At 38.8% G+C, this 25,996-nt stretch carries 25 protein-coding genes and 1 other RNA gene; 9 read left to right on the top strand and 17 right to left on the bottom strand.

Annotated features, from left to right (window positions below; translation table 11 throughout):
* Nucleotides 1-12: 12 nt before the first annotated feature.
* The 3 genes from rnpB to DD627_RS00330 form a co-directional block, all read right to left on the bottom strand.
* Nucleotides 13-387: RNase P RNA component class B (gene rnpB, locus DD627_RS00320), an RNA gene on the bottom strand.
* Nucleotides 388-399: 12 nt separating this feature from the next.
* On the bottom strand, nt 400-741 hold the full coding sequence (gene gpsB / locus DD627_RS00325; RefSeq protein WP_057782372.1) for a cell division regulator GpsB: 342 nt from the start codon (nt 739-741) through the stop codon (nt 400-402).
* A 59-nt stretch (nt 742-800) separates the two neighbouring features.
* Nucleotides 801-1,370 carry an SLOG family protein gene (locus tag DD627_RS00330; RefSeq protein WP_068807265.1) on the bottom strand — a complete coding sequence of 190 codons (570 nt, stop codon included), beginning with the start codon at nt 1,368-1,370 and terminating at the stop codon, nt 801-803.
* A 91-nt stretch (nt 1,371-1,461) separates the two neighbouring features.
* On the opposite strand from DD627_RS00330, the gene recU reads away from it, so the two are divergent.
* Both recU and DD627_RS00340 read left to right on the top strand, forming a co-directional pair.
* Entirely contained in the window at nt 1,462-2,097 is a 636-nt protein-coding gene (recU, locus tag DD627_RS00335) for a Holliday junction resolvase RecU (RefSeq protein ID WP_084254316.1), read from the top strand.
* On the top strand, nt 2,087-4,375 hold the full coding sequence (locus tag DD627_RS00340; RefSeq protein WP_260274435.1) for a PBP1A family penicillin-binding protein: 2,289 nt from the start codon (nt 2,087-2,089) through the stop codon (nt 4,373-4,375). Before recU ends, DD627_RS00340 begins: the two co-directional genes overlap by 11 nt.
* 74 nt (nt 4,376-4,449) lie before the next feature.
* On the opposite strand, the gene DD627_RS00345 is transcribed toward DD627_RS00340, so the two are convergent.
* The 4 genes from DD627_RS00345 to DD627_RS00360 form a co-directional block, all read right to left on the bottom strand.
* A complete protein-coding gene (locus tag DD627_RS00345; RefSeq protein ID WP_057782379.1) occupies nt 4,450-5,166 on the bottom strand; it encodes a DnaD domain-containing protein in 717 nt (238 codons plus the stop codon).
* 26 nt (nt 5,167-5,192) lie between these two features.
* Nucleotides 5,193-6,494 carry an asparagine--tRNA ligase gene (asnS, locus tag DD627_RS00350; protein WP_057782381.1) on the bottom strand — a complete coding sequence of 434 codons (1,302 nt, stop codon included), beginning with the start codon at nt 6,492-6,494 and terminating at the stop codon, nt 5,193-5,195.
* Between the two features lie 27 nt (nt 6,495-6,521).
* Entirely contained in the window at nt 6,522-7,016 is a 495-nt protein-coding gene (locus DD627_RS00355; RefSeq protein WP_068807278.1) for a cell wall elongation regulator TseB-like domain-containing protein, read from the bottom strand.
* A gap of 64 nt (nt 7,017-7,080) precedes the next feature.
* The gene (locus DD627_RS00360) at nt 7,081-9,951 is read right to left on the bottom strand and encodes a helicase C-terminal domain-containing protein (RefSeq protein ID WP_260274433.1); all 2,871 of its coding nucleotides are present in this window, start codon (nt 9,949-9,951) and stop codon (nt 7,081-7,083) included.
* A 249-nt stretch (nt 9,952-10,200) separates the two neighbouring features.
* Here DD627_RS00360 and mvk point away from each other — a divergent pair, with 249 nt between their 5' ends.
* Genes mvk through fni form a run of 4 tightly spaced genes read left to right on the top strand, consistent with a single transcriptional unit; the run spans nt 10,201 to nt 14,278 of the window.
* Entirely contained in the window at nt 10,201-11,163 is a 963-nt protein-coding gene (mvk, locus tag DD627_RS00365) for a mevalonate kinase (RefSeq protein WP_260274432.1), read from the top strand.
* Nucleotides 11,150-12,115 carry a diphosphomevalonate decarboxylase gene (mvaD, locus tag DD627_RS00370; protein ID WP_260274431.1) on the top strand — a complete coding sequence of 322 codons (966 nt, stop codon included), beginning with the start codon at nt 11,150-11,152 and terminating at the stop codon, nt 12,113-12,115. Before mvk ends, mvaD begins: the two co-directional genes overlap by 14 nt.
* Nucleotides 12,116-12,148: 33 nt before the next feature.
* On the top strand, nt 12,149-13,225 hold the full coding sequence (locus DD627_RS00375) for a phosphomevalonate kinase (RefSeq protein WP_260274423.1): 1,077 nt from the start codon (nt 12,149-12,151) through the stop codon (nt 13,223-13,225).
* A 12-nt stretch (nt 13,226-13,237) separates the two neighbouring features.
* Complete coding sequence (gene fni / locus DD627_RS00380) at nt 13,238-14,278, top strand: type 2 isopentenyl-diphosphate Delta-isomerase (RefSeq protein ID WP_068807290.1); 1,041 nt, start codon at nt 13,238-13,240, stop codon at nt 14,276-14,278.
* 47 nt (nt 14,279-14,325) lie between these two features.
* Here fni and DD627_RS00385 read toward each other — a convergent pair whose 3' ends face one another.
* Complete coding sequence (locus tag DD627_RS00385) at nt 14,326-15,681, bottom strand: RsmF rRNA methyltransferase first C-terminal domain-containing protein (RefSeq protein WP_260274421.1); 1,356 nt, start codon at nt 15,679-15,681, stop codon at nt 14,326-14,328.
* A gap of 102 nt (nt 15,682-15,783) precedes the next feature.
* Between DD627_RS00385 and DD627_RS00390 the strand changes: the two genes are divergently transcribed.
* Complete coding sequence (locus tag DD627_RS00390; RefSeq protein ID WP_260274420.1) at nt 15,784-16,596, top strand: Cof-type HAD-IIB family hydrolase; 813 nt, start codon at nt 15,784-15,786, stop codon at nt 16,594-16,596.
* 79 nt (nt 16,597-16,675) lie between these two features.
* Here the strand turns inward: DD627_RS00390 and thmT are convergent, their stop codons facing one another.
* A complete protein-coding gene (gene thmT, locus DD627_RS00395; protein ID WP_147206650.1) occupies nt 16,676-16,894 on the bottom strand; it encodes a 2-hydroxymuconate tautomerase in 219 nt (72 codons plus the stop codon).
* 84 nt (nt 16,895-16,978) lie between these two features.
* Here thmT and DD627_RS00400 point away from each other — a divergent pair, with 84 nt between their 5' ends.
* Complete coding sequence (locus tag DD627_RS00400) at nt 16,979-18,409, top strand: C69 family dipeptidase (RefSeq protein ID WP_068807296.1); 1,431 nt, start codon at nt 16,979-16,981, stop codon at nt 18,407-18,409.
* Between the two features lie 169 nt (nt 18,410-18,578).
* On the opposite strand, the gene ppsA is transcribed toward DD627_RS00400, so the two are convergent.
* The 8 genes from ppsA to rpsP form a co-directional block, all read right to left on the bottom strand.
* A complete protein-coding gene (gene ppsA / locus DD627_RS00405; protein ID WP_260274419.1) occupies nt 18,579-20,981 on the bottom strand; it encodes a phosphoenolpyruvate synthase in 2,403 nt (800 codons plus the stop codon).
* A gap of 258 nt (nt 20,982-21,239) precedes the next feature.
* The gene (locus DD627_RS00410; RefSeq protein WP_260274417.1) at nt 21,240-21,500 is read right to left on the bottom strand and encodes a hypothetical protein; all 261 of its coding nucleotides are present in this window, start codon (nt 21,498-21,500) and stop codon (nt 21,240-21,242) included.
* Between the two features lie 33 nt (nt 21,501-21,533).
* Nucleotides 21,534-22,235 (bottom strand): M57 family metalloprotease, encoded by a 702-nt coding sequence (locus tag DD627_RS00415; RefSeq protein ID WP_260274416.1) that lies wholly within the window; start codon nt 22,233-22,235, stop codon nt 21,534-21,536.
* Nucleotides 22,236-22,421: 186 nt separating this feature from the next.
* Nucleotides 22,422-22,769, bottom strand: a complete 348-nt coding sequence (gene rplS, locus DD627_RS00420; RefSeq protein ID WP_057782405.1) for a 50S ribosomal protein L19 — start codon at nt 22,767-22,769, stop codon at nt 22,422-22,424.
* 119 nt (nt 22,770-22,888) lie between these two features.
* Entirely contained in the window at nt 22,889-23,647 is a 759-nt protein-coding gene (gene trmD / locus DD627_RS00425) for a tRNA (guanosine(37)-N1)-methyltransferase TrmD (protein ID WP_260274414.1), read from the bottom strand.
* Nucleotides 23,644-24,165 carry a ribosome maturation factor RimM gene (gene rimM, locus DD627_RS00430; RefSeq protein ID WP_260267582.1) on the bottom strand — a complete coding sequence of 174 codons (522 nt, stop codon included), beginning with the start codon at nt 24,163-24,165 and terminating at the stop codon, nt 23,644-23,646. The genes trmD and rimM overlap by 4 nt, the downstream gene beginning before the upstream one ends.
* A 50-nt stretch (nt 24,166-24,215) precedes the next feature.
* On the bottom strand, nt 24,216-24,473 hold the full coding sequence (locus DD627_RS00435; protein WP_057782411.1) for a KH domain-containing protein: 258 nt from the start codon (nt 24,471-24,473) through the stop codon (nt 24,216-24,218).
* A 15-nt stretch (nt 24,474-24,488) separates the two neighbouring features.
* Complete coding sequence (gene rpsP / locus DD627_RS00440) at nt 24,489-24,761, bottom strand: 30S ribosomal protein S16 (protein ID WP_046870580.1); 273 nt, start codon at nt 24,759-24,761, stop codon at nt 24,489-24,491.
* Between the two features lie 484 nt (nt 24,762-25,245).
* Here rpsP and DD627_RS00445 point away from each other — a divergent pair, with 484 nt between their 5' ends.
* On the top strand, nt 25,246-25,917 hold the full coding sequence (locus DD627_RS00445; protein ID WP_260267585.1) for an EAL domain-containing protein: 672 nt from the start codon (nt 25,246-25,248) through the stop codon (nt 25,915-25,917).
* Nucleotides 25,918-25,996 lie beyond the last annotated feature (79 nt).

Genomic DNA, 25,996 nt, shown 5'->3' on the forward strand with positions numbered 1-25,996 from the left:
TGAAATGTAAATCTCTATAAGCCATGTTTTGTCCAAAATGAATTCTCAGGTTCAATTCAAATTTGGGTAATCATCTATCTCCAAGCGTCACCGCTTGCCCCCACATTTAGTTCAATTCCAGATGTGAAGCGCCCCTACCAATGTTTGGGTTGCCCGCTCGTGGGGTTTACCGCGTTCCAACAATATGATTTCTCATATTGATACGTTTCTGTGGCACCTTAGGGAACATGAGAACATAGCCGAAACCTTAGTTCTGTATTCCGCCGTTATCTCAAATGAGATACCTCAGCTTATTTTTTCACCGAGCACGAACACTACAAGCATCGCAGCTTGTGCGGGCATGGACTTTCCTCAGCCTACATAAGTAGACCGCAATTACCCGAGATTTACAAAGTATAATTAAATTCGATGTGATTCATTTTCGCCATTGTCAAGTTGTGAGCCGAACACCCGACGCTCCAAGTTTGAAAGCCGCTTAAGAATATCCATGTTGGTTGCGCTATTGACAGGCTGTGTACTAGAAGTAGTTTTGCCCACGGAAACTTGTTTTGTTAGTTCATCAATTTTATCGAGTAGTCTTTCATTTTCATCCTTTAACTGTTGGATATTTTTTGAAAAAGTCTCATAATCTTTGATAACTGAATCCAAATAGGTATCAACGTCTGCTGGATCGTAGCCACGCATCTTAGGTTTAAATTCTTTTTGCAAAATATCTTTTGGAGTAAGATTTATGTTATCCATATTTAGCACCTCATAATTATTGTAATATCTGCGTAACACGTATTCCATTGTATCAGACTTTAATCCAAATTAAAACTGTTGTTCTCATTTTCTGCATATTCATCCGCTGCTTCTTGTAGATCATCAAAATCTATCACTTCTAGTGGATAAGGATGATTCTCTCGCCATTTCTGAATAAGATCATAGTCATACTTAGTCTTTCCGGGATGCTCTGGATCGTATATTAAAATTGCCTGGTCTGTATGGGTTAACATAAAGCGTTGATAGGCCCTCAACTGTTGAGGCGCTTGATACGGTTTATGACTAACGCTATCTGTAAAATCTGCTTTTGTTAAAATTTGGGAAAGTTTTGCTTGATTATTCTCGTTCCACTGTTGACCAAATTCCGTAAACGGTAGCATTACGGCAACTTTAAAGTCAGGATACTCAGTTTTTAGTTGAACGCCAATTTCCGTTGCCCACTGTTCTACTCCTAGTTGAGCACCAGTTATTAGCCAATCAGCACCTGACTCAAGACGAATTTTAAGCGCATCTTTTATAACTTTTTGAATAATTAATAGTTTTGGATCTTTATCATTAAAAATTTCTAATTCATAACTTCGATATCCTGTAACCCAAACACGACTCATAAAGTATTCCTCCAAATTTTAAAAATAGATTTCAGATAGTTTTTAACTTTACATCTATAGTATAATATAGAAAATAGGAAGTGATGAACAAGTGAACTTTCATTACCCATCAGGAAAGAAATATATGCATCCAGACTCGTCTTCCAACTCTGGCATTAAGAAGGCCCCCACGCAGTTCGGAAAACGGGGAATGTCATTAGAAGATGAATTAAACGAAAGTAATCAATATTATCTTTCACACGGAATTGCAGTGGTTCATAAAAAACCAACTCCCATTCAAATTGTTAAAGTTGATTATCCTAAGCGAAGTGCCGCAGTTATTAAAGAGGCCTATTTCCGTCAGGCGTCTACAACTGATTATAATGGCGTTTACAAGGGTTATTACATTGACTTTGATGCAAAGGAAACTAAAAGGAAAACTGCATTTCCACTCGATAATTTTCATGACCACCAAATACGTCACATGAAAGCTTGCATTGCTTCCAAAGGTATTTGTTTTACAATTATTAAATTCGTCGAAATCGATCAAATTTTTTTGCTTTCGGCAACGGATCTCTTTTATTTTTGGGATCGTCAAAAAAATGGTGGTAGAAAGTCCATTCCACTTAGTTATATAAAAGAAAATGGCTACTTAATTAACTATCAGTTAAATCCCCTTATTCCGTATCTGAATGCTGTGGACAAATTGTTAATTAAGAAACACGAAGGAGAACAACATGCAAACTAATAATCACAATTCTGATAATTATCAGCCTCACCGTACCCAACATTCGCAGTTAACTCAGCCACCTCATCGTCGTCGCTCCATCTTTAAACGAATTCTTTTGTGGCTAATTGCACTATTTGTTTTAGCACTAATTGGTGGCGCAGGGCTTTTTATGTATTATGCCAAGGATTCCCCAAGTATTTCGGAAGAACAATTATCTAGTGATGAAGCAACTGTTGTTTATGACAAAAGCGGTAAAGTTATTAGTCGTTTAGGTGCTCAAAATCGGGACTATGTCAAAGCAAACGAAATCCCTAAATCTCTTAAAAGTGCGGTTGTTTCAATTGAAGATAAACGTTTTTATAAAAATAATGGCGTTGATCCCGTTCGAATTGTTGGCGCGGCATTCGCAAATTTAACTGGCTCTTCACTTGGCCTTCAAGGTGCCAGTACACTAACTCAACAATTGGTTAAACTTTCAGTATTCTCAACCTCTGCAAAAGACCGAACGTTGCGTGTAAAGGCTCAGGAAGCTTGGTTGGCCTTAAAAGTTGACAAAAAATATTCGAAAGATAAAATTCTGGAGTTTTACATCAATAAAGTTTACATGGGCAATGGCGTTTACGGAATGGGAACCGCGGCCAAGTATTATTATGGGAAATCACTTTCTAAGCTAAGCCTCGGTGAAATCGCCCTGTTAGCTGGTATGCCACAAGCGCCTACTTCTTACGATCCCACTAAGTACCCAACGTATGCATTATCACGGCGTAACACCGTCTTACAGGCCATGGTAAGCAATAAAGTAATCACTAAGGCTCAAGCAGCCAAGGCCGAAAAGACAAGCGTTAAAACTGGTTTAGTTAAAACCCACAGTACAAATGGTCTTTCCACGGTAAGTAGTAAAATTGTAGACTCCTACTTGAAGCAAGTCATTAGAAGTGTTCAGTCGAAGGGATTTAATCCTTATAGGGATGGTATGAAAATTTATACCAACTTAGATTTAGCCGCTCAAAAACGACTTTATAAAATTGGAAATTCAAGTAACTACGTTCAATATCCTGATTCTAAGTTTCAACTTGGTGTTTCGATCACCAATCCAAATAACGGAAAAGTGGTCGCCATGCTGGGTGGTCGGCAAAACGGAAATGTCACTTTTGGTTTGAACCGGGCTGTTCAAACGGATCGTAGCAGTGGTTCTACTGCTAAACCGTTGATGGACTATGGACCAGCCATTCAGTATCTAAATTGGCCAACCAGTCGAACGGTAAAGGATGAGCCCTTTACTTACCCAGGATCAAAAACAAAATTATATGACTTTGATAAAGCATACAAGGGAAAAATGACAATGCGTCAAGCACTTGTTCAATCCCGAAATATTCCGGCAATTCGAACCTTACAAGATGTTGGTATTAGTAAGGCAACCACCTTCTTAGGAAAACTTGGTATTTCTCAAAAGGGAACCTATAATCTTCAAAACGGAATTGGCTTATACATTTCACCCCTTCAGGAAGCAGCTGCTTATGCGGCGTTTGCCAATGGCGGAACCTACTACAAACCATATTATGTCAATAAAATTGTGACCCAAAGCGGCAAAACCTATCGTTATAGTAGCCAAGGTAAACGAGCAATGAGTAAAGCTACAGCCTATATGATCACAGACATGCTTAAGGGGGTCCTAACTGATTCAAATGGTACCGGATCAACAGCTGCTATTTCAGGACTTTATGAGGCTGGTAAAACTGGAACAACGGCTTACCCATCCGACATTGCTAGCAACTATCCAAGTACTGCTTCAATGGACTCTTGGTTTACGGGATACACGCGTCATTACAGCATGTCAGTCTGGACCGGCTATGATGAGCAAAATACTGCTTCCGGATTCCTAAGCGAACAGGAAACTCTTATTGCGCAACAGGTTTATAAGAGCATGATGGGCTATCTTGCCACATCTGTAACCAATGAAGACTGGGTAAAACCAGCCAGTGTGACAGAAAAAACCGTAAATGGTGTGAAAGAACTATTCAAGGTAAACTCTAGCTATAGTACTTCAGGAGCTAGCGATGAAGACTCTTCAAATAATTCATCAAGTTACTCTAGTTCCTCAAGATCTAGTTCTTCTACTGTTACCACCAGTCGTGATACATCTTCAAAGAGTAGTAGTAGCAGTAATAGTAACAACAGTAGCTCTAACAATAGTTCCTCCAGCTCATCAAGTTCTAGTTCCAGCAGCTCAAGCAGTGCAAGTTCTAGTTCGAGCTCATCCAGTGAAGAATCTTCATCAAGTAGCAACAAAGAATAAACAAAAAGAACCTATATTCTCTAACTAGCCGAAAAACGACTAGAAAATGGAATATAGGTTTTTTTGAGCCCTTTTTAATCTTGGTCTGAAATCTTATATATAGGAATTTTGGGACCTGTTAAGTCAGCTTTTGTAGTTGGCCGATTTGAATCCGAACTGTTTATTGAACCGTTCCGTTGGCGATTTTCTTCTTTTTGGACTTGTTTCACTGTGGTTAAGTTTCGCTTTTCCCAGTTTAACAAAATACGATCCATATATCTTAAACTATATGCCTGACTTAAAACGGCCTCTTTTAAGGCTAATGAAATCATTTCTGGAGCATAATGGTCATCGGTTAGCCATTGATTAATAGTTTCATATTCAATCGGCGACAATGGTCGACCAAATTCAGATTCGATTTGAGCAAAAACAGTTTCACGGGTTACTTTATTAGTCTCCTGTTTTTGGGCCTGAACCTCATTGCTTGCCGACTGCAATAGTTTTTCAAATAGTCGTTCAAAACTATATTGATCATAACTTTTCCCGTCAGCGTGCTTAACAGTTTTTATTTCCATTAATTTATTTTGAATCATTTCGTGCAATAACTCGTAAACTTTATTCTCCGTTAACCCCGTTTCTTTAGAAATTAACTTTGAACTAGGAAAAAGATCGCCTTGTCCGCGCTGTTTTTCAATAATTAAGTAAATAACTAATTCATCATTAGTTAACCCAAGTTGATGGAAGTTACTTAATAAATAGTTGGAAACGACCGTGTTCCCAGCTTTCAAAAACCTTCGTGTTAACTCATCCAAAGCTTTCCCCTCCTTTTTTCAGTTCACTATGGATAAAGCCGATGAAGCAATCTTGGGAATGGAATTGTTTCACGCACATGATCCTCACCAGTTATCCAAGTTAAGGTCCGCTCTAAGCCTAACCCAAACCCAGAATGCGGCACTGATCCATATTTACGTAAATCTAAATACCAGTCATAGTTTTTAGGATCTTGGCCAGCTTTTTTTATTTGACTAACCAAATAATCATAATCCGTGGCCCGTTCCGATCCGCCAATAATTTCTCCATAACCTTCAGGAGCCAATAAATCAGCACAAATCACTAAATCATCCCGGGTTGGATGTGGCTTCATGTAAAATGCTTTGATTGCCTTAGGATAGTTCATAACAAATACTGGTTGTTCAAATTGATCGGCCAAAAATGTTTCTTCAGGAGAGCCAAAATCTACACCCCATTGTAAATCAGGGAATTTTCCTGATTCTTGTAACATTTCAATAGCTTTATCATAAGTGATTCTAGCATAGGGTAATTTAGTATACTTCTTTAAGACCTCAATATCACGACCCAAAATTTTCAATTCATAAGCACAATGATCGATGACATTTTGTACTAAAAAGGCAACGTATTTTTCCTGTAATTCAAGACTCTGTTCTTGATGCATAAAAGCCATTTCGGGTTCGATCATCCAAAATTCGATTAAATGCCGCCGTGTTTTCGACTTTTCAGCCCGAAATGTTGGTCCAAATGAAAACACCTTGTCAAAAGCCATTGCACCAGCTTCTTCGTATAACTGACCACTTTGTGACAAGTAGGCTTCACGATCAAAATACTTGGTCTTAAAGAGCTCTGTGGTTCCCTCAGGTGCACTTCCTGTCAAAATTGGTGCATCAAGTTTAATAAAGCCTTCGTTATTGAAAAATTCATAGGTAGCCCGAATTACTTCATTTCGAATTTCCATAATGGCATGTGGGCGTGAGGATCTTAGCCAAAGGTGACGGTGATCTAGTAAGAAATCAATCCCGTGTTCTTTTGGTGTGATTGGATAGTCGTTACTTTCCCCAATTACTTCAATACCATCAACTTCAATTTCGTATCCAAAATGTGAACGATCATCTTGATGAATAGTCCCTGTAATCCACATACTGGTCTCTTGCCGTAATTTTTTAGCAATTTCAAAAATTTCTTCGCCAACAACGCTTTTGACTACAACACCCTGAAAAAAGGCTGTGCCATCCCGCAATTGTAAAAAACTAATTTTTCCGCTAGATCGTTTGTCCGTTAACCAAACGCCAATTTTTACACGTTCGTCAACATGATCTTTGGAATCTACGATACTTATTTGTTCCAAGATAAATATCCTCCTTGAGTAATTTCATTAAATGTCATTCACTGATCGAACAACCGTACCATTTTTAAAGTTTAAAGTTTTCAGACATAATTGTCCAGAGGCATTCATATATCCGACCTCCCAAACAGGCTTTTGTTTGTAAATTCCCATTGAAATGGTGGTTACTTTTTTTGGACTATAATTGTTCCAAATCTTTTTAAGGGCATCATTGCGATCAATTCCTGCTGATTGTTTAAAAATACGGATCTTTTTTCCATTATTCGAAATAATGACGTACACGGGAATATTTTGTTTGGTCACTCCCGTTACTGTGTAGAAGGTCTGTTCTGAGTTAGCCCACGAAAAGTTGGTTTCTGTCTTCAAATGGGCATATTTTTTTGCAATTTTCAGTGACTGACTTTTAGCTGAGTCTATTGGTTTACGAACTTCATGATACACAATAGAAGATCCACCAACCAAGATGATAACGGCTGCAATAAATATCAGAAACCAATGACTATTGTGTTTTCTTGAACGTTTCAAATTTACAGCTCACTTTCTTTTAAGTTTCAAACTTCACCATTATAGCAAACATATCAGGCTCTAGTTAGTGATGTTTCTTAAAGAATTTATCAAGTTCGCCATTTAGTTCATTTAGCGGCAACTTCTGTACTGGCATGTTCTCGGGCAAACTGTGAAGCATAGTCTTTCCGTAACTCTTATCAAGAATTCGGCGATCTAAAATGACAGCTGCCCCATAATCTTTTTCGGAACGAATTAATCGCCCAATCCCTTGCTTTAATCTGAGAATGCTTCTTGGTAATAATGCCGATATGAATGGATTTTTATGTGCTTGCTTTTGCAGTTTGGTCTCCGCCTTAGTAAAAATTTCGTCCGGAGAATCAAACGGTAACCTCGTTATAATTAATAAATCAAGTTTACCATTTGATAAGTCCATCCCCTCCCAGAAACTAGAGGCGCCAAACAACACACTAGTGGAACCAGACAAAAATTCTCGTGTCAATTTTGATTTTGTCCCATTCACGCCTTGAGCCAAAATTCGGCGTTTGTGTCCTAAGTCAGTTCTTTGAATACGGTTGAAAACATCTCTAATTGTTGCCAAAGAATTAAACAAAACTAGAATTTTTCCAGGTGTCACTTTTGCTAACTGATAAATCGCATCTGTTAAATACTGGGCATATTCGTCTGCATCAATTTCATTGATCACAGGACCGTCGTTAGCAACCTGCAAGAGTGCATTCTTGGCAAAATTATACGGACTACTATATTTTTTTACAGTGGTTGAAGCCGTTGCTAATCCAACTTGATTCAAGAAATACTTAGAGCGACTGTTAGAAAACAACGTTGCCCCAATTAAAGTTGGCTTTTGGAACCAAGGATAAACCTGATTCTTTATATAATTAGCACTCTCAATAATTCCCTGCGATAAACTCACACTACCAGCATCATGTCGTGGTCCAACTTGAATCCAGTAAAAATCTGCATCTTTATTACGTTGATTGGGTTTAAAAAACGATCCAAAAATTTGTAAAAATATTTGAGATTGTTCTTCAACTTCAAGTTGACTATTATTCAATTTAATCCACGTCCGTACTTCAGACTCAAGTAAATTTTGTTGTTGTTTTTCAATGATTTTGCTAAGGGCTTCAAACTCCAGAATTTCAGAAGTAAATTTTTCTTGTAAACTTTGAATAGTTCGTTTATTAGCTTCGTAAAAAGTTTGCAGTTCCGGATAGGTTATCACATGTTGAAATGGCAAATTGTTAGTTTCGGCTGGCATTTGACGGGCCAAAAAACGTTTAAACAATTGCTCTTGCAAACTAGCAATTAATTGATTAATTGTTTCTAAATGATCGGCCATTTGATGAACATGAAAACTTCCCATTGGATCACTTTGAATAATTGGTGATCGATTAATTCCTTGATTCATCTTAAGATGGCTAACTTCACTATGTGCCATACTCATCAAGTGATTAATATCGAATGTGACCCGATTTTCTTGTAAAATCGTGTTTACAAAACGCTGCGCCTCATCCACAACCAAGTAGGGTTTATGAGCTTTATTGCCAAGTAAATCTGCGTGCCGCAAAAGAAATGCGTGATTAGTCACCACAATCTGTGAAATATGAGCTTTTCGAATGACGCGCTGGTAAAAATCAAGCTCATAAAACGGGTTAGTCGCATCTAAACTAGCAATTCCCTGGTGACGAATTTCATTTAATAGAGGAATTTTGTGATTATTGATATGTAGTTCATCTAAATCACCTGTTTTTGTATAGGTCAACCAAACCAACAGTTTCATTTTAATCAAACGACTTTGATTGGCTGGGTCACTCTCGTTAAGCTGTTGTGAAAATTTTGCCAAATCAATATAGTGACTACTCCCCTTCACTAGGGTGGCATTCATCGGGATTTGTAAAATTTTACTCAAAATAGGAATGGCCTTTTCCATCAACTGAGATTGTAATAAAGTCGTTGTTGAACTAATAACGACTGGCAATTGATTTTGAATGACCAAATAAGCAAACGGTAACAAATACGCAATTGTTTTGCCAATTCCCGTGGGAGCTTCAATAACTAATGCTTTAGGATCGGGATTCTTGTAGTTTGCATAAATTGCATTCATGATTCGTGACTGGGCGCTCCGCCAACCCAAATCACCTTTAAATAGCGCTAACTTGGCCTTCTTAGATTGCGGATAACGCCCTAGTTGCTCAGTTGTCGCGTCAGTAAAACTTGTTCGTTGCACCCGCATGACAATGTTTTCCTTAACCATTAAGTAATCGGGCAAAGTCCCCGGATTCTTCTGTTTCCGTTCAAATGCATCACTAATTAATTCTGCGGTTTGTCGAGGTAAACTTCCAGACAGGATGTTCAACTGTTGTAACGTTAATAATGGCAATTCTGCCAATCGTTTCATCAGCATAATAAATAGTTTAGCTGTCGCAAGTGCGTCACTATCCGCAGAATGTGGATGTTCATGTTTAATTCCAAAGTACCGCGATAAGTCTCGCAAACGATAACCATTCACACTAGGCAATAGAATCTGACTTAACGTAACCGTATCAACCGCTTTAATGGTTAAAGCTGGATAACCTACGCGTTCAAATTCATAATTTAAAAACGGAAAGTCAAAATTGACATTGTGCGCCACAAAAACGGTATCAGAAAAAAGCCCAAACAAGGTTGGCGCAATGTCGTCAAATAAAGGGGCTTTACGAACACGCCGATTGGTAATTCCTGTCAGTTGCTGAATGGCATTTGGAATCCCCATTTCTGGGTTAACGTCCGTTGCAAAAGTATTAATAATTTTATGATTTTTAACAAAAACACAGCTAATTTGGATTATCCGCTCGTTATCATTCAAATTAGTCCCTGTGGTTTCGATATCTACGACTGCATAAGTTGTATTAGAATCCATATTCTCACCAGTTAACTCATAAGATGTTTGTTTCATATCTTTAATGATACTACATTCATGCCAGTGCATAAATGCTTACTGACTTCTGTTACCAGAAATTAAAATTAAACTCACCTTTTCGACCTAATTCTGATCTATAAAGCAACAAGATTGCTAAATATAAAAATATGGTAAAATGTAAGTTTGTTTGTGGTTTATGTAATCTAAAACAGGTAGACTAAAAATAAAAAAAGTTATTGCTAAATAAAATCTTAAATTAAGTGTTTTTGAAAGTGAGCGAACGCTTTGCAAAAATCAACGACTGGTCAAAGTCATGCTAAAATTATTTTTTTTGGTGAACACAGTGTTGTCTACGGGCAACCTGCAATTTGTTTACCAATTTCGAAAATAAAAACCGTTGTGTCGATTAAATCTTCTAGTGAAGGCCAACAAGTTTCAAGTCGGTATTTTACTGGCTTTTTATCAGAAATGCCTGAAAGTCAAACTGGTATCCAATTACTAATCAAAACCGTTTTAACTGAATTAAATCAAGAAAAAACGCCGTTTGGACTAACAATAACCAGTGAAATTCCAGCCGAACGTGGAATGGGATCTTCGGCGGCCACTGCTGTCGCAATTGTCCGTGCTTTTTTTCACTTTTTTAAACAACCGTTATCTCATACTGAATTATTGCGCCTTGCTGATGTTTCTGAGCAATACATCCATGGGAATCCCAGTGGCTTAGACGCTGCCACCGTGAGTTCACAAACCCCAATTTGGTTTGTTCGGGGCCGCCGCCCTCAAGCCATTCCCATTAAACAAAATACATTCTTAGTTATTGCGGATACAGGCATTATGGGGCAAACGGGTCTGGCTGTTCAACATGTAAAATCCCAATTGGCCAGCGATCCTCAGGCTGAAGCAGCTATTGAATCTCTTGGAAAATATGCCAAACAAGCCCGTCATTGTCTAGCGATTGGCGATTCAAAAAAATTGGGTCTTTTAATGAACCGTTCTCAAACTATTTTATCCAAATTAGGTGTCAGTCATCCTACGTTAGATCTGTTTGCAAATTTATCTCTTTCTAACGGTGCACTAGGTGCCAAACTCACTGGTGGTGGCATGGGTGGTTGCTTGATTTCGTTAACACCGGATAAACCTTCGGCCGAAAAAATTGCCACAGTATTGGAAAAACACGGCGCAATTCATACTTGGATTGAACCTCTCGTCACGCTGAATCGCAAAGGAGATCACCATGATCACAGCTAGAGCACATACGAATATTGCGTTCCTAAAATATTGGGGAAAAAAAGATTCAAACTTGATTTTACCTTACAACGACAGCATTTCTTTAACTCTAAATAAGTTTTATACGGATACCAGTGTCGAATTTACATCATCTATAAAAGAGGATGAAATTTTGGTAGATAATCAGCCTTTGACAGGATCGGGTTTAAAAAGAGCTAAACGCGTTTTAGAGTTGATTCGGCAAAAAAGCGGGATTAAAGCGAGTGCTGTGGTTCATTCAACCAATCATGTTCCAACAACGGCTGGCCTTGCCTCATCTGCATCGGCATTTGCTGCCCTAGCTGCGGCTGGTGCAAAAGCTGCAAACTTACACCTCACTGATAAAGAACTCTCCATTTTGGCTCGTCACGGCTCCGGTTCGGCATCCCGTTCAATTTTTGGTGGTTTCGTACAGTGGCATGCCGGTCATGATGATCAAAGCTCATATGCACAAAGTATTCAATCACCTGTTGACTGGGATATTAATTTAATTACGGCTCTTGTAGATACAGCTCAAAAGAAAGTCAGTAGTACAAATGGGATGCAAGCGGTTGTTGAAACTTCCCCTTTCTTTCCAGCCTGGGTAAAAAGCGCGCAAGCAGACATCGAACCGATGAAATCAGCAATCCTTAACAAAAACTTAGCAAAGTTGGGCGCAATCGCCGAAAACAATGCAATGCGCATGCACGCGACAACGTTTGGAGCCGTTCCCAATTTTACTTATTTCCAACCTCAAACGCTTGCAATTATTGAAGCTGTTCGCAACATCCGAAAACAAGGTGTAGAATGTTATAGTACCGTTGATGCTGGTCCTAATGTTAAGATAATTTGCGCCTCATCTGATAACGATTTGATTATGGAAAAATTAGAACCAATCATGGGTCACAATCAGTTATTAGGTTGCAAACCTGGACCTGGCGTGACGTACCGATAAACATTAATTAAAATTTTGAAGGGACATGATCCATTGATTACGGTAAAAGCACCTGGGAAGCTCTACATCGCTGGTGAATATGCAGTTGTAGAGTCAGGATACCCTGCCATTATTGTGGCATTAAATCAATTTGTTTCGGCTTCAATTGAAAAAACAGAAAATGTTGGTCGGATCGTTTCTGAACAATATCACGAAAACTCAATTTCTTGGCGTCGACAAGGTTCTAAGATGATTTTTGATAATCGTGACAATCTGTTTCACTACATCCTTTCTGCAATTAGTTTGACAGAAGAATACGCCAGCAATCTTCACAAAGACTTGGGACTTTATAATTTATATATAAACAGTGACCTTAATAGCGCAGATGGCAAAAAATATGGTTTAGGCAGTTCCGCTGCCGTAACTGTGGCAACCATCAAAGCTTTGGCCAAATTTTATCACCTGCCTTTAACCAAGGACAGTTTATTTAAGCTAGCAGCTATTGCGCATTTCGATGTTCAAGGCAATGGATCCCTTGGTGACATAGCTGCTAGTGTTTATGGCGGCTGGATTGCGTATCATTCCTTTAACCGAGATTGGTTATCTGCGCAACGTCGCCAAACTTCTTTAATGGACTTGTTAGAAAAACCTTGGCCAGGATTGGATGTTGAACTATTGACCCCACCCGATGATCTAAAACTGATGATTGGCTGGACTGGTTCTCCTGCTTCAACCTCTCATTTGGTTGACAAGGTCGCCATGGGTAAAGTAAAAGATCAGCATGAATATCAGGTCTTTTTGCAGGAAAGTAAAGCTTGTCTAAAAGAAATGATCCGCGGTTTTCATGACCAATCGATTGCCGTTATTCAGCACCAATTACGTGTAAATCGTGCCATTTTAAAAAAATTAGCTGATTTTAGTCAGGTATTAATTGAAACCTCAACTTTAAAAGAAATGATTAAAGATGCTGAAAACGCCGGCGGGGCTGCAAAAAGTTCCGGTGCGGGTGGTGGTGATTGTGGAATCGTCTTAATCAATAAAAATCGTCCCATCGAAAATCTTCTAAAAACTTGGCATGATAAGGGTATCAAACAATTAGAGTTTAACGTTCATAACGTCACTGAACTTTAAGGAGAACAAGCTATGAAAGATATTCAGTCCCATCGAAAAGATGAACATGTTTCTCTAGCAGAACATTTCTACCAAGATCAAGCTAAGGCTGGTTTCCAGCAGGTTCGCATACTACCGAATAGTCTTCCTGAAATCGATAAAGCTCAAATTAATTTAAAAAGCCAATTTGGGGGAATCGTGACTGATTGCCCTTTTTATATTGAGGCAATGACTGGTGGCAGTTCATACACCGGCAAACTAAATGCAAGTTTGGCACGGATTGCTAAGGCTACTCATTTGGCAATGGCCGTTGGCTCTCAAAGTGTCGCCTTAAAACAGCCCGCTTTACAATCTACCTTTGAAACTGTTCGCAAAATCAACCCAGATGGCGTTATTGCAGCAAACATTGGTGCCAATCACTCGGCCGTTGATGCGCAAAAGGCGATCGACATGATTGACGCCAACTTGTTGGAAGTTCATATCAACGCGGCCCAAGAAATTGTGATGCCTGAAGGAGATCGTCAATTTAACTGGTTAACAAACATTAAAGAAATTGTTCAGTCCGTTTCCGTTCCTGTTATTGTTAAAGAAGTTGGCTTTGGCATGACTAAACAAACTATGCAAAAACTTGCAGCGATCGGGGTTCAATCAATTAATGTGGCCGGTCATGGTGGAACTAATTTCGTAAAGATCGAAAACGAACGCCGGCATGACAAAGTATACGGCTACCTTCAAGATTACGGCATTACTACCGTGGAATCTTTGTTGGAATCTCAGGCTTTGCAGAATAAGCTCCATATTTTGGCCTGCGGTGGCATTCGAACGCCTCTAGACATGACAAAGAGCTTTGCTTTAGGAGCCGAAATGGTTGGAATTGCCGGAAAAATCTTACATTCCCTCCTTCGTGAAGGTGAAGAACAGACTATTCAAATGATCACGGATTGGCAAGAACAGCTAGCAGATTTGTTAACCCTGCAAGGTGCTTCAAGCATTAAACAATTAAATTGTCAAAATTTAGTTTTTGATGCCGCGTTACGTGATTATTGTGGACAACGAAAAATTGAAATCAATTAAAAAAGTTACGACAATTTTGTCGTAACTTTTTTAATCAAGCCATAAACTTAATTTTTAATCTCAAACCGCAATTTTTTTGGATAGAAATTCTTAACGACCCCATTGACTACTTTACCAAATCCAACCGTCAGCTCATGACTGATTAAGACATGCCAGCCATTTTCAACATCTACTACAGAAAAAGTATCCCCATGCACGTAATTTTGCCACTGCTCTTGCGTAATTAAAACTGGTTTTTGAAAATCAGTGGGTTTAAAAGACAATGCCAATGGTAAAGACGGTTCAAAGCGATTTTTCTTAAACACACCTAAATTGACACCCGGTCGAATGACTTGAAGTTTTGTAAGATCTGGCAAGTTGCCCGGCATCGCATATAAATAATCTCCAAATGCTAATAATCTGGCATCTTCAATCGGATTTACCAACAATTTATCTGCCACTTTATGCCAATCCTGTTTTTGTGCCTTAGACACGTTAGATTTTTGCGGTTTTAAATCTTTTACCGTGGACTCACTGGGTTGTTTTTGCAACTGGGCAATAAAATGACCTTCTCCACGCATTTTATGCGGGAAAATTCTTGAAGTCTTAGCAAGTTCTGGATTATTATCAGCCCACTCTGGCCGCCCATCATCCATCCCTGGATACTTCTTAATCGGTAAAACCCACAAATCTGAATAGGTTTGCAACAACCAGGCAATATTTTGCTCATCTTCTTCAGGAGCAAAAGTGCAGGTAGAATAAACTAATCTGCCACTTGGTTTCAACATTTTTAACGCACTTTGCAAAATCTTTTTTTGTCGATTTGCACAGGATAATGGATATTCAGGCGTCCAGTATTGTACTGCTTCGTGATCTTTTCGAAACATCCCCTCACCCGAACAAGGAGCATCCACCACGACAACATCGAAGTATTCAGGAAAATGTTTTTCAAGTGTATCTGGTGATTCATTAGTTACAATTGTATTTTGTAAGCCAAAACGCTCTACATTTTCAGCAAGAATTCCAGCCCGTTTCCGATTAATTTCATTTGAAACTAATAAACCACTTTGATTCATATAACTGGCCAGATGCGTCGTTTTACCACCGGGAGCTGCGCACAAGTCTAAAACCTTGTCGCCGGGTTGCGGATGAGCTACTTCTCCTACATACATAGCACTTGGCTCTTGACTATATATTAGACCACTTTGGTGATCAAGCGTTTTACCGCTGACTGAACCATAATAGCCAAACGGACAATACGGAATAGCATCCTCAATTGAATGATCAAGGGGCTTGGTCTGGGCTTTCAACGGGTTTACGCGAAATCCTCTGGTGGCCTCTTTATCGAAAGATTGCAAAAAGGCCGGCGCTTCCTCACCTAATAATTTTGAATATTTTTTTATAAATGCCTCTGGTAACTGCATATTTTCACTCATTTCTAAATTTAATAGCATCCGACTTTAAACTGTGTTAATTTAAATTAAGACACATTATCTTTTATTATAAAGCTTATTGGAGTGAATGACATGCCACAAAAATTAATCACCATTGATCTTGATGGAACTACCCTAAATAGTCAAAATCAAGTTTCACCAAAAACGATTGAAGTTATCAAAAACGTCACTGAAGCCGGCCATATTGTCAGCATTGTCACCGGCCGTCCCTACCGTATTTCAGAAACCATCTATGATCAATTGCAGTTAAAAACACCGATGGTTAACTTTAACGGAGCACTCACTCACATTCCCCACCAACATTGGCAAGGCGAGTACAAACGCACCATCAGCAAGGCAATTGTGCTTGACATGTTAGAGAATCAACAAAAATTGCAACTTGAGATGATCGCAGCTGAGGGTAAACACACGTATCTGGCTAATCACTTGCCACCTTCAGATTTAAATTTCTTTCCAACAACTTTAAGTGAAGATCAATTGCTCTCAAAAACTTCACTGATTCACAACCCCGCTTCAATGATTCTGTTTGTCACACCCAACCAAGAACAAGTTGTTCGAAATACAGTTTTACATCATTATGGTCAACAAGTTGATGTGGGTGTTTGGGGAGGCCCAAATAGCGTTCTAGAAGTTGTTTCTAAAGGTATTCAAAAAGCAAAGGCTGTGGCCTACATTGCAAAACAATATCATATTGATCGGCAAAATATTGTGGCCTTTGGTGATGAACACAATGATGCTGAAATGTTAGCCTATGCTGGTCGTGGTGTGGCGATGCAAAATGCCACCCCAACGATTAAGTCAATTGCAAATGATGTCACTGAATTTGATAATAATCATGATGGTTTAGCCAAATACCTGGAATCTTACTTAAAATTGGCTAACTAACTAAAAATGGAACTGATTCAAAACAATCCTGAGATTTCAATGATTGTTTGTAAAATTAGTTCCATTTTTTTATCGATAACTATTTCTCATCACTTCTTAAAACCCCACCATCGCTGTAACGGTCAGGGCGCATTTCATTTAAGACAATATGAATGTGTTCTGCTGGTGCACCGGTATTCTTTGAAACTGCAGACGTGACATCTTTAACTAATTGGCGTAACTGGTCCGTTGAACGTCCTTCAATAAGATCAATATGAACTAATGGCATGTTGAATTCCTCCTCAATGTTGTTTACCATTATCGCAGGAATTCTCAAAAATTTCAAACTCAACTTATGCTAGAATGTAAACTATATATAATCACCGGAACAGGAGAAATTCTAATGATAAATCAAACTAATAAATATTCTGCTTGTACAAGTTTTTTAGCTGGCCGACTAGCAACCGCAGATGGTTCCACCTTGATCGGTCGCAATGAAGATTCACGGGCAGCTTGGCCAAAACATTTTGTGGTCCATCCTCATCGTGAATTCTCAGAACCCCAAACATTCAAATCAACCGATAATGGTTTTACGCTCAATCTCCCTAAGGTTGCTGCCAAATACACGGCCACCCCTGAATGGACTGACAAGTTTGGCTTGTTTGAAGAAGATGGCATTAATGAGTATGGCGTGGCCATGAGCGCAACTGAGAGTGCCTATACCAACAATCAAGCTTTAGGAGCCGATCCACTAGTTGAAAACGGGATAGGCGAAGAGGCCATGGTAACCGTCACACTTCCTTATATTAAAACCGCTCGTGAAGGAATCACTTATCTGGGTAACATTGTTGAAAGATACGGGACTTCCGAAACAAACGGAATTTTGTTTTCAGATCAAACTGAAGTTTGGTATATGGAAACGGCAGCCGGTCATCAATGGGTGGCACAACGCATCCCTGATGACGCATATGCTGTGGTGGCTAATCAATTATCTATTCAAGAAATCGATTTTGATGATCAAGACAATTTCATGACTGTCTCAGGTTTAAAAGACTTCGTGAATCAAAATCATTTAAACCCGCATCGAAATGGCTTTAATTTTCGTGAAATTTTTGGCACGAACGACTTGTCAGACGAGATTTATAACACGCCACGAGTTTGGTATGGTCAAAAACTTCTTAATCCAAGTATTGACCAACAACCTCAGAGTCAAAGTCTGCCTTTCATTCGCCGCGCAGAAAAACTAATACAAGTTGATGATGCTGAGCAAATTTTAAGTTCCCATTTCCAAGGAACTCCGTTTGATCCAATTGGTGTCGGTTCAAAACATGAACAAACTTTATATCGACCAATTAGTCTTGCTAAAACACAAGAATCGCATATTCTCCAACTGCGCCCTAATTTACCTCCTGAAATTGCTGGGATTCATTGGCTTGCAATGGGGGTTGCCGCTCAAAGTCTGTATATTCCGTTTTACGCCGGAATAAAGGATACGCCGGCTAGTTACAAGAAAGGCTCCGAAACCTATCAAGTAGACTCTGCCTATTGGATTTACAAGCAAACTGGCATTCTAGTTGACGCTCACTACTTAGAATTTGGGCCCTTACTGGAAGATGTGCAAGATAAAATCAACCAGCAACTGATTCAAAACTTGCACATCAGTGACAAAATGGCATTAACTTTGGATGGCAAAGCCTTAGAAAACTATTTAACCAGTCAAAGTAATCAAAATGCAGCAATTGGCTTGCAAGCTATGCAGAAATTAACTGCCCAATTGATTACCAAAATGACAGATATGTCGCCGTTAAACTACAAGCAAGATATGAATCTATAATTAATCGCCCACTATGATCATCTTAGGGTGTAAATTAAACTGAATATTACTAAACTCAAGCAGCAGGAAGAACTTTTTTCCGCTGCTTTTTAAATATAGATAGCAAAAATGAGATTGAGGGAATTTTCCCCAATCTCATAATTTTATTGCCAATTATCAGCAAAAATTATTACCAATTGTAATCCGTTTTATCCTGTAGGCCACGTCCAGTCGCTTTATCAAGTATAAGTCGCTGTTCAAAATGAGCCACATTGCGTTTAGTTTCCTTAACCATATCAGGATTAACTGAAACATAATCAATCCCGCTTTGAATCAAGAAGTTCGTAAACTCCGGATATTCTGAAGGAGCTTGTCCACAAATGGAGACAGTCTTGCCATCCTTATGCGCAGTCACAATCAGATGACGAATCGCCCGCTTGACAGCAAGGTCACGTTCATCAAAAAGACTGGCAACCGTATCATTATTCCGATCACAACCTAAAATTAGCATTGCTAAGTCATTTGATCCGATCGAATAACCATCTACAAACTGGTTGAATTGATCCGCAAGAATGATGTTTGATGGAATTTCTGCCATCATGTAAACCTTAAGATCAGCACTGCGAACCAGGCCTTCATCACGCATAATGGCTGTTACTTTTTGAGCTTCAGTCACCGTCCGGACAAATGGAATCATTACATTTAGGTTCTTCAGCCCAAATTCATTCCGAACCTTCTTAACCGCTGCTAGTTCAAGTTTGAAGGCATCAATATACTTAGGATCGTAGTACCTTGAAGCCCCCCGCCAACCTAATAAGTCAGCAGATTCGTGTGGCTCATATTTATCGCCACCCTTTAGGTTCCGGTATTCACTTGATTTGAAGTCTGAGAATCGCAGTACAACTGGTCGAGGTGCCATTGCGCGAACTACTTTAGCAATCCCTTCAGCAAGCATATTAACAACCTTGTCTGCCTGACCATTTTCAATTAAATACAAAGGATGTTCATGAATATATGAGGTCCAGATGAACTCCTCACGCATCAGTCCAATTCCGTCAGCCGGTAACGAAGCGTACCTATCAACTAGCCCTGGATCACCTAAATTCATCATGACACCCGTAGCAGTTGGTGCAAACGATTCTGCCGCCACGACCTGACCAGTTGTGGTTGTTTCTGGGGTGGCCTTTTTGAGCATGCTGGTTACTTCACCACGATAAACAACCCCGTTTTTAGCATCAACAGTCACGACATCACCCGTTTTAAGCACTTCGGTTGCAACTGTATTCTTACTTCTTGTCCCAACAATACAAGGAATCTGCATTTCACGGGAAATAATGGCCGCGTGACAAGTCATTCCGCCATTATTCGTGATGATTGCCACTGCCTTTTTCATGGCTGGAACCCAATCAGGTGAAGTCATGACGGTTACCAAAACTTCGCCTTGTTTAAATTGATCAATATCTTTCGGATTGTCAATGACATGCACAACGCCGCTGGCGACCCCAGGACTGGCTGCTAGTCCCCGAACCGCAATTTCAGCATCAGCTTCTGTAACCACGTTGCTACTACCATCAATAGCATTATCTTTATTTTTCTTACGTTGTGACCAAACAGTTTCTGGCCGTGCCTGGACAATCCACAGCCGATTCGTATTAGTATCCAAGGCGTATTCCATATCCATGTAACACCCGTAGTGACGCTCGATCTCCTTAGCGTAACCAGCCAATTCAATCACCTGACTATCTGTCAGTGCAGCCTGCTCCTGTAATTCAGTAGGTACGGTTTGTTCTTCGGTCCCACCATCTGCCACACGGACTAGCTCAACAGTCTGTTTAAGGATATCTTTTTCGACAATCTTCATCGATTGTTTATCAATGACAAAATGATCTGGTGTTACCTTACCAAGGACAATATATTCGCCCAAACCATAGATTGCATCGACCATAATCTTGGAGCCGTCGCCATTCGCAACGTTCACAGAGAACATGATGCCCGATGCCTTGGAAAAGACCATCATTTGAATTGCCGCTGATAGGGCAACCTTCTCGTGAGGGAAATGTTGTTTGTGACGGTAATAGGTCGCACGATCAGTGAAGAGTGAGGCATAACATTGTTGGACTCGATTCACAACATCTGCAGCCCCTTTAATGTTCAAATACGATTCTTGTTGACCTGCAAATGATGCATTAGGAAGATCTTCAGCTGTTGCAGAAGAACGGATGGCAACAAAAGGATCCTCTTGACCCATCTTTTTTGCCAAATCACTATAAGCCTGCTTAATATCGTTTGCCAGATCATCCGGCATCTGCGCCTCAACGATTAAGTTACGAATCTGCTCACAGGTTTTGTGCAGTTCATCTGAATTTTCATAATCTTTAATGCTTTCAAGCAAGTCGTTCACTTTATCATTCAATTTGGTTTTGTGCATGAAGTACCGATAAGCTCGAGCGGTTGTTGCAAAACCATACGGCACTGGCACATCCATCGAAGAAGTCATTTCGCCCAGTGAAGAAGATTTGCCCCCTACCAGATTAACGTCTTCCCGATGTAATTCGTTAAACCATAAAACATTTGCAGTATCGCGACTACTCATAATATTACCTCCTTGTATAATTAATTTCTGACTTTATTAATTACGAAACAGAAGATTAACAATAAAAGCGTTTTCATTAACTGCCCTTATTATAATTCAACTTTGCTTAAAGTGAAAGCAAAGTCTGTTAGTTTGAGGTATAAAGTACGAATATAAAACAACTAGAGAAAAGAAAAAAATTGAGAGAAAACATTTTCCCTCAATTTTTCAATTTGGCTTATTCTAAACAACTATTTGTTTCAAAATTTTTGTTGCTGCTTAACTATTAAACTCGCTAAGAATCATAAATGCAATAAAGCCCACAATGACGGCTAAAATGATGATTCCGCCTAATAAAAAGTTAAAAACAAACCCAAGCCCGCCACATAATAATAAGATGATGAAAATAAAGGGATGCCGGAAACAGAATCTCAAAAAACTCATAATGAGTTTAAAAAAGAGGATGACAAAAATAATGCCACCAATCAGGAAAGCAATATTGGTATTTGATGCAGTGGTTACCAGCATAAAATGTGTCATGACTAGTCAGTCCTTCCCTATGTTAAATATACTTTAATTATTATAGATTGCTTTCAATCCTTCAAGGTCACCACTAGATAAGCTAGTTTCTCCTTGATCTACTGGATACATTACAGAATTTCGGTTACTACTATGATCAAGTCCCAAGGCATGGCCCAATTCGTGGACTGCCACTGATAGCTGAACGGACTCTGCGTAACGAACATTCAAACTTGCCTTTGCATGATTAACTGTGTATGCATTCATCCCCGTTTGCTGAATCACTTCAGGACCACCGTGTCCCAATTCAATTGTACCTTGATTTGCAGTGGTCATTTTTTTATTGTAGGTGGAGAAAAGGATTTGATTTTGTTTTTGGGTCCCTTTTCGGGCCACCAGCTTCACAATACCAGTTTGGTTGTATTCACTAACTGCCTCTTTAAATACTTTTTTTACGTTGCTAGGAATAGTGGTTGCAAACCGATAGTAATACACGTTTGATAACGAGTGCCCCTGAACGACACTTTCGATTGGAGTTGCAGTTTTACTTACTGATTTCATGGTGACTTTGCTTGTTTCAGTCGCAATCTCGTAGTTTTTAGTGATTTTTTTTGGATTGATATCCGCAAAAACTTGAGTGACTTGTTGTTTAAAATCGGTCGCAATGTTTTTGGCAGCTACTTGGTAATTTTTACCAAGTAATAAATATAACACCATAGCTAACATCGCTAACCACGCAATACCCCTGTGTTTCATTCTTGTTCCCCCGATTTTTTTACGAACTACGCCAAGTTAAACAGATTCATTTACGATCTGCATGATAATTATTGATATTAGTGTAGTTTGGAACAGTAGACAACCCAAATAGGTAAACCTTAATCATGATTTAAGTAAATTGTCATAAAAAAATACAAACCCTTAAGGTTTGCATTTTTGTCTATATTAACGACGGTCTTCTTTAATACGAGCAGCCTTACCATGTAAAGCACGTAAGTAATAAAGTTTAGAACGACGAACACGTCCATGACGAATAACATCAATCTTAGCAACTCGTGGTGAATGTAATGGGAATGTACGCTCAACGCCCACACCATTACTAATCTTACGAACTGTATAAGTAGCACTGATTCCGACACCATGGCGTTTGATCACAACACCTTCGAATAACTGGATACGTTCACGAGTACCTTCAACAACACGGGCATGCACACGAACTGTATCTCCAGCACGGAAATCAGGAATATCATCACGCAATTGTGATTCGGTAATTTTGTTAATTAATGGATTCATTTAAGAAACCTTCCTTTCATCAACATTCTTATCCTTGTTGAACAGCGGAATATTGTTTTCTTCAGTCTTAACAGACCAATCAAAAGTTTATCATAAAACTTACTGGCTGTAAAGCTGTTCTAGTTTTTTGCTTCAGGTTCACTCAACTCTGCTTTTATATCATTGAGGAGATTTAAGTCTTCTTTACTCAGCCTTATTTTTTTCAAAAGGTCCGGACGTTTTAATAAGGTTCGCTTTAAAGCCTGTTTTTGGCGCCATTGATCGATTAATTGATGATTCCCGTTCAATAATACCTCGGGAACCTGCATCCCTCTAAAATCAGCCGGACGTGAGTATTGCGGATATTCTAACAAACCAGTTGAAAAAGAATCTCCAGGTGCCGACTCTTTATTCCCCAAAACTCCAGGTAGTAAGCGCACGGTGGCATCAATCATTACCATTGCAGCAAGTTCCCCACCTGTAAGCACATAGTCACCCAATGAAACCTCATCCGTAGCCAATGTTTTAATCCGCTCGTCATAGCCTTCATAATGACCGCAAATAAAAGTTAAGTGTGCTTCTTGCGCAAAAGACTCCGCCATTTTTTGGTCAAACTGCTTACCACCGGGATCTAAAATGACCACTCGCCCCTTTGGTAAGTTAGCATTATCGTTTTCTACAGCGGCCATTGCATCAAAAATGGGTTGAGGTTGAAGGAGCATCCCCGCCCCACCACCATACGGGTAATCATCGACATTATGGTGTTTGTCACTAGAAAAATCGCGGAAATTGGTTACCTTGACATCAAGCAACTGGTCTTCAATGGCTTTTCCCACAATCGATTGATGTAAGGGACCGCTAAACATATCTGGAAAAAGGCTTAAAATATCAATTTTCATGAATCCAGCCCCTCCAGGAGTTCAACTGTAACTCGCTGATTATCCAAATCAACCTTTTTAATTACCTGATGAATATATGGTAACAACAAATCGTCCTTATCGGCGCGTTTAACGACCCAAACATCATTAGCTCCCGGAGACAAAATTTCAGAAACCGTTCCAAGCAACTGATCATCTGCGTCGTATACCTTAAGACCAATGATGTCATCATAATAAAACTCATCACTGCCCAATTTCTTCCGGTCATCTTCGGAAACCTTCAACTCAAATCGTTTATACTTTTCAACATCATTAATTGAATCGAAGCCATCGAATTGAAGTAAATAGACCTGTTTTTGTTGACGGGACTTTTTAATTTTTAAAGTTTGTACGGGAGTGGCATCATCCTTGGGAGAAAACAAGAATAGTTGCTTGCCAGCTTTGAAACGTTCTTCAGGAAAATCAGTAATTGGCAACACTTTTACTTCGCCTTGAATGCCATGTGTATTGACAATGGTACCCACTTTATAATATTGCATAATTTACCTCGTAATATACTAAAAACTCTTAAACAAAATCAACATTTCGTTTAAGAGTTTTTTGATTTGCCATCCTCAATCACTAACCGAACTCGTTTTTCGCCATGGAAACGAAAACTATAAACAACGTTCCGAATTGCTTGAGCAACTCGACCATGTCGACCGATAATTCGGCCAACATCTTCATCAGCCACACTTAAATGAAATTCATAAAAGCGATCGGATTCTGATCGTTCAATTGTAATTCGCTCCGGATACGAAACAAGTGGTTTAACAATTGTTAAGATTAAAGTTTCTACATTTTTCATAATTAAAAATGCCGATTACTTAGCAAGCTTTGATTCATGATACTTTTTCATAATTCCAGCTTTTGAAAGAATATTCTTAACGGTATCTGATGGTTGAGCACCATTACTTAACCAACTTAAGATGTCTTCCTCATTTAATTTTACTACAGCTGGATTAACTAATGGATTATAAGTACCAACTTGGGCGATAAAACGACCATCACGTGGAGAGCGAGAATCAGCAACTACCACACGGTAGAAAGGACGCTTTTTTGAACCCATTCGTTTCAAACGAATTTTTACAGACATGTCAACACCTCCTGTTTTATTTCACGTTAAATAATATACCAGTTATTCATTTAGATGTAAAGGTTTTTTTCTTTACAGGCAGTTTTTATTAAACAATTTCTTTGGAATTCATAGTTCCGGATCATCCCAGTCAAACTAAGTGCTTTATTTTATTGTTGAAAATTAGTTAATCCAGAAACGCCATTTTCTTTCCCACGTCACACCTCAATTATGTCATGGTTGGAATTATTAAAATAGGTTATTAATTTAGTAATTAAAGCAATCGAACTATAGATAGTTCCCGATTCTTATTGCATTTTTAAACAAAAAATGGTATTTTAACAGTGTTAATTATATTTGCTCAACTCAAAAATGCAATTTTACATAATTTAAGTTTCTCAAAGTGCATTAAGAGTGACGACCCGTACTTGAGAAAGTCAAGATTGCGGGTCTTTTTTCTTTAAAAGAAGTAACTAACCAATGATTTTTGTATAGGAGCCTTACAATGTATCAATATTTTATTCAACAAATCATTAATAAATATAATAAGTCTGTGGTCGGCTATGAACTATTACTTCGCAAACAAGTTGGTTCAAATTGGGGACCAGTTACAAACTTCACAAGTTTACCCCCTGAAATAGTGGCGGATGAAATCATCAAAATAGCTGAGCAACTTTATAGTAAAGTACCATTTTTGTCCGTCAACCTCAACCGAACCCAACTTATGAATCAAAAAATAGTTGATGCACTGATTGGAATTCAAAAACTGTTACGTCCTGTACAAATTCAAATTGAGTTGACTGAAGATGAGACTAAAAATCATTTTAAGGAATGTGACATTATTAATCAGTTAAAACAATTCATTGAAGAAGGCATGACCATCTCAATCGATGATGTCGATTGTGGGGTTAATACAGAAGATCAGGTAAGAGCTCTCATTCCATATACTAATGAAATAAAGTTTGCCCTTCAAAATTTTGGCCAATCAGTTTACTTTCCAGAAATTCAACAACGGATCATTTATTGGCGTGGTTTTGCTAAGAAACACAAAGTTCGTTTTATTCTTGAAGGAATCGAAAACGAAAAAATTGATGCTTTTATTGATCTTTTTGACATTGATATTCGTCAAGGATATTTTTATGAAAAACCGCACCCTATTCAGGAAAATCAACTTTGACTTTCGGATTACTAAAAAATAGCAACGACATATGGAACTAAGCCATAATAAAACCGGGTCTACACTTTCTGGTATTAGT

It is taken from the genome of Pediococcus sp., from assembly GCF_003533255.1.
Classification (GTDB): domain Bacteria; phylum Bacillota; class Bacilli; order Lactobacillales; family Lactobacillaceae; genus Pediococcus; species Pediococcus parvulus.

What these genes read in the sequence shown, in the direction of transcription:
- gpsB (WP_057782372.1), bottom strand. Translation starts at nt 741, where the DNA reads ATGGATAACATAAATCTTACTCCAAAAGATATTTTGCAAAAAGAATTT.
- DD627_RS00330 (WP_068807265.1), bottom strand. Translation starts at nt 1,370, where the DNA reads ATGAGTCGTGTTTGGGTTACAGGATATCGAAGTTATGAATTAGAAATT.
- DD627_RS00340 (WP_260274435.1), top strand. Translation starts at nt 2,087, where the DNA reads ATGCAAACTAATAATCACAATTCTGATAATTATCAGCCTCACCGTACC.
- DD627_RS00360 (WP_260274433.1), bottom strand. Translation starts at nt 9,951, where the DNA reads ATGAAACAAACATCTTATGAGTTAACTGGTGAGAATATGGATTCTAAT.
- mvaD (WP_260274431.1), top strand. Translation starts at nt 11,150, where the DNA reads ATGATCACAGCTAGAGCACATACGAATATTGCGTTCCTAAAATATTGG.
- fni (WP_068807290.1), top strand. Translation starts at nt 13,238, where the DNA reads ATGAAAGATATTCAGTCCCATCGAAAAGATGAACATGTTTCTCTAGCA.
- DD627_RS00385 (WP_260274421.1), bottom strand. Translation starts at nt 15,681, where the DNA reads ATGCAGTTACCAGAGGCATTTATAAAAAAATATTCAAAATTATTAGGT.
- DD627_RS00390 (WP_260274420.1), top strand. Translation starts at nt 15,784, where the DNA reads ATGCCACAAAAATTAATCACCATTGATCTTGATGGAACTACCCTAAAT.
- thmT (WP_147206650.1), bottom strand. Translation starts at nt 16,894, where the DNA reads ATGGTAAACAACATTGAGGAGGAATTCAACATGCCATTAGTTCATATT.
- DD627_RS00400 (WP_068807296.1), top strand. Translation starts at nt 16,979, where the DNA reads ATGATAAATCAAACTAATAAATATTCTGCTTGTACAAGTTTTTTAGCT.
- ppsA (WP_260274419.1), bottom strand. Translation starts at nt 20,981, where the DNA reads ATGAGTAGTCGCGATACTGCAAATGTTTTATGGTTTAACGAATTACAT.
- DD627_RS00410 (WP_260274417.1), bottom strand. Translation starts at nt 21,500, where the DNA reads ATGACACATTTTATGCTGGTAACCACTGCATCAAATACCAATATTGCT.
- DD627_RS00415 (WP_260274416.1), bottom strand. Translation starts at nt 22,235, where the DNA reads ATGAAACACAGGGGTATTGCGTGGTTAGCGATGTTAGCTATGGTGTTA.
- rplS (WP_057782405.1), bottom strand. Translation starts at nt 22,769, where the DNA reads ATGAATCCATTAATTAACAAAATTACCGAATCACAATTGCGTGATGAT.
- trmD (WP_260274414.1), bottom strand. Translation starts at nt 23,647, where the DNA reads ATGAAAATTGATATTTTAAGCCTTTTTCCAGATATGTTTAGCGGTCCC.
- rimM (WP_260267582.1), bottom strand. Translation starts at nt 24,165, where the DNA reads ATGCAATATTATAAAGTGGGTACCATTGTCAATACACATGGCATTCAA.
- DD627_RS00435 (WP_057782411.1), bottom strand. Translation starts at nt 24,473, where the DNA reads ATGAAAAATGTAGAAACTTTAATCTTAACAATTGTTAAACCACTTGTT.
- rpsP (WP_046870580.1), bottom strand. Translation starts at nt 24,761, where the DNA reads ATGTCTGTAAAAATTCGTTTGAAACGAATGGGTTCAAAAAAGCGTCCT.
- DD627_RS00445 (WP_260267585.1), top strand. Translation starts at nt 25,246, where the DNA reads ATGTATCAATATTTTATTCAACAAATCATTAATAAATATAATAAGTCT.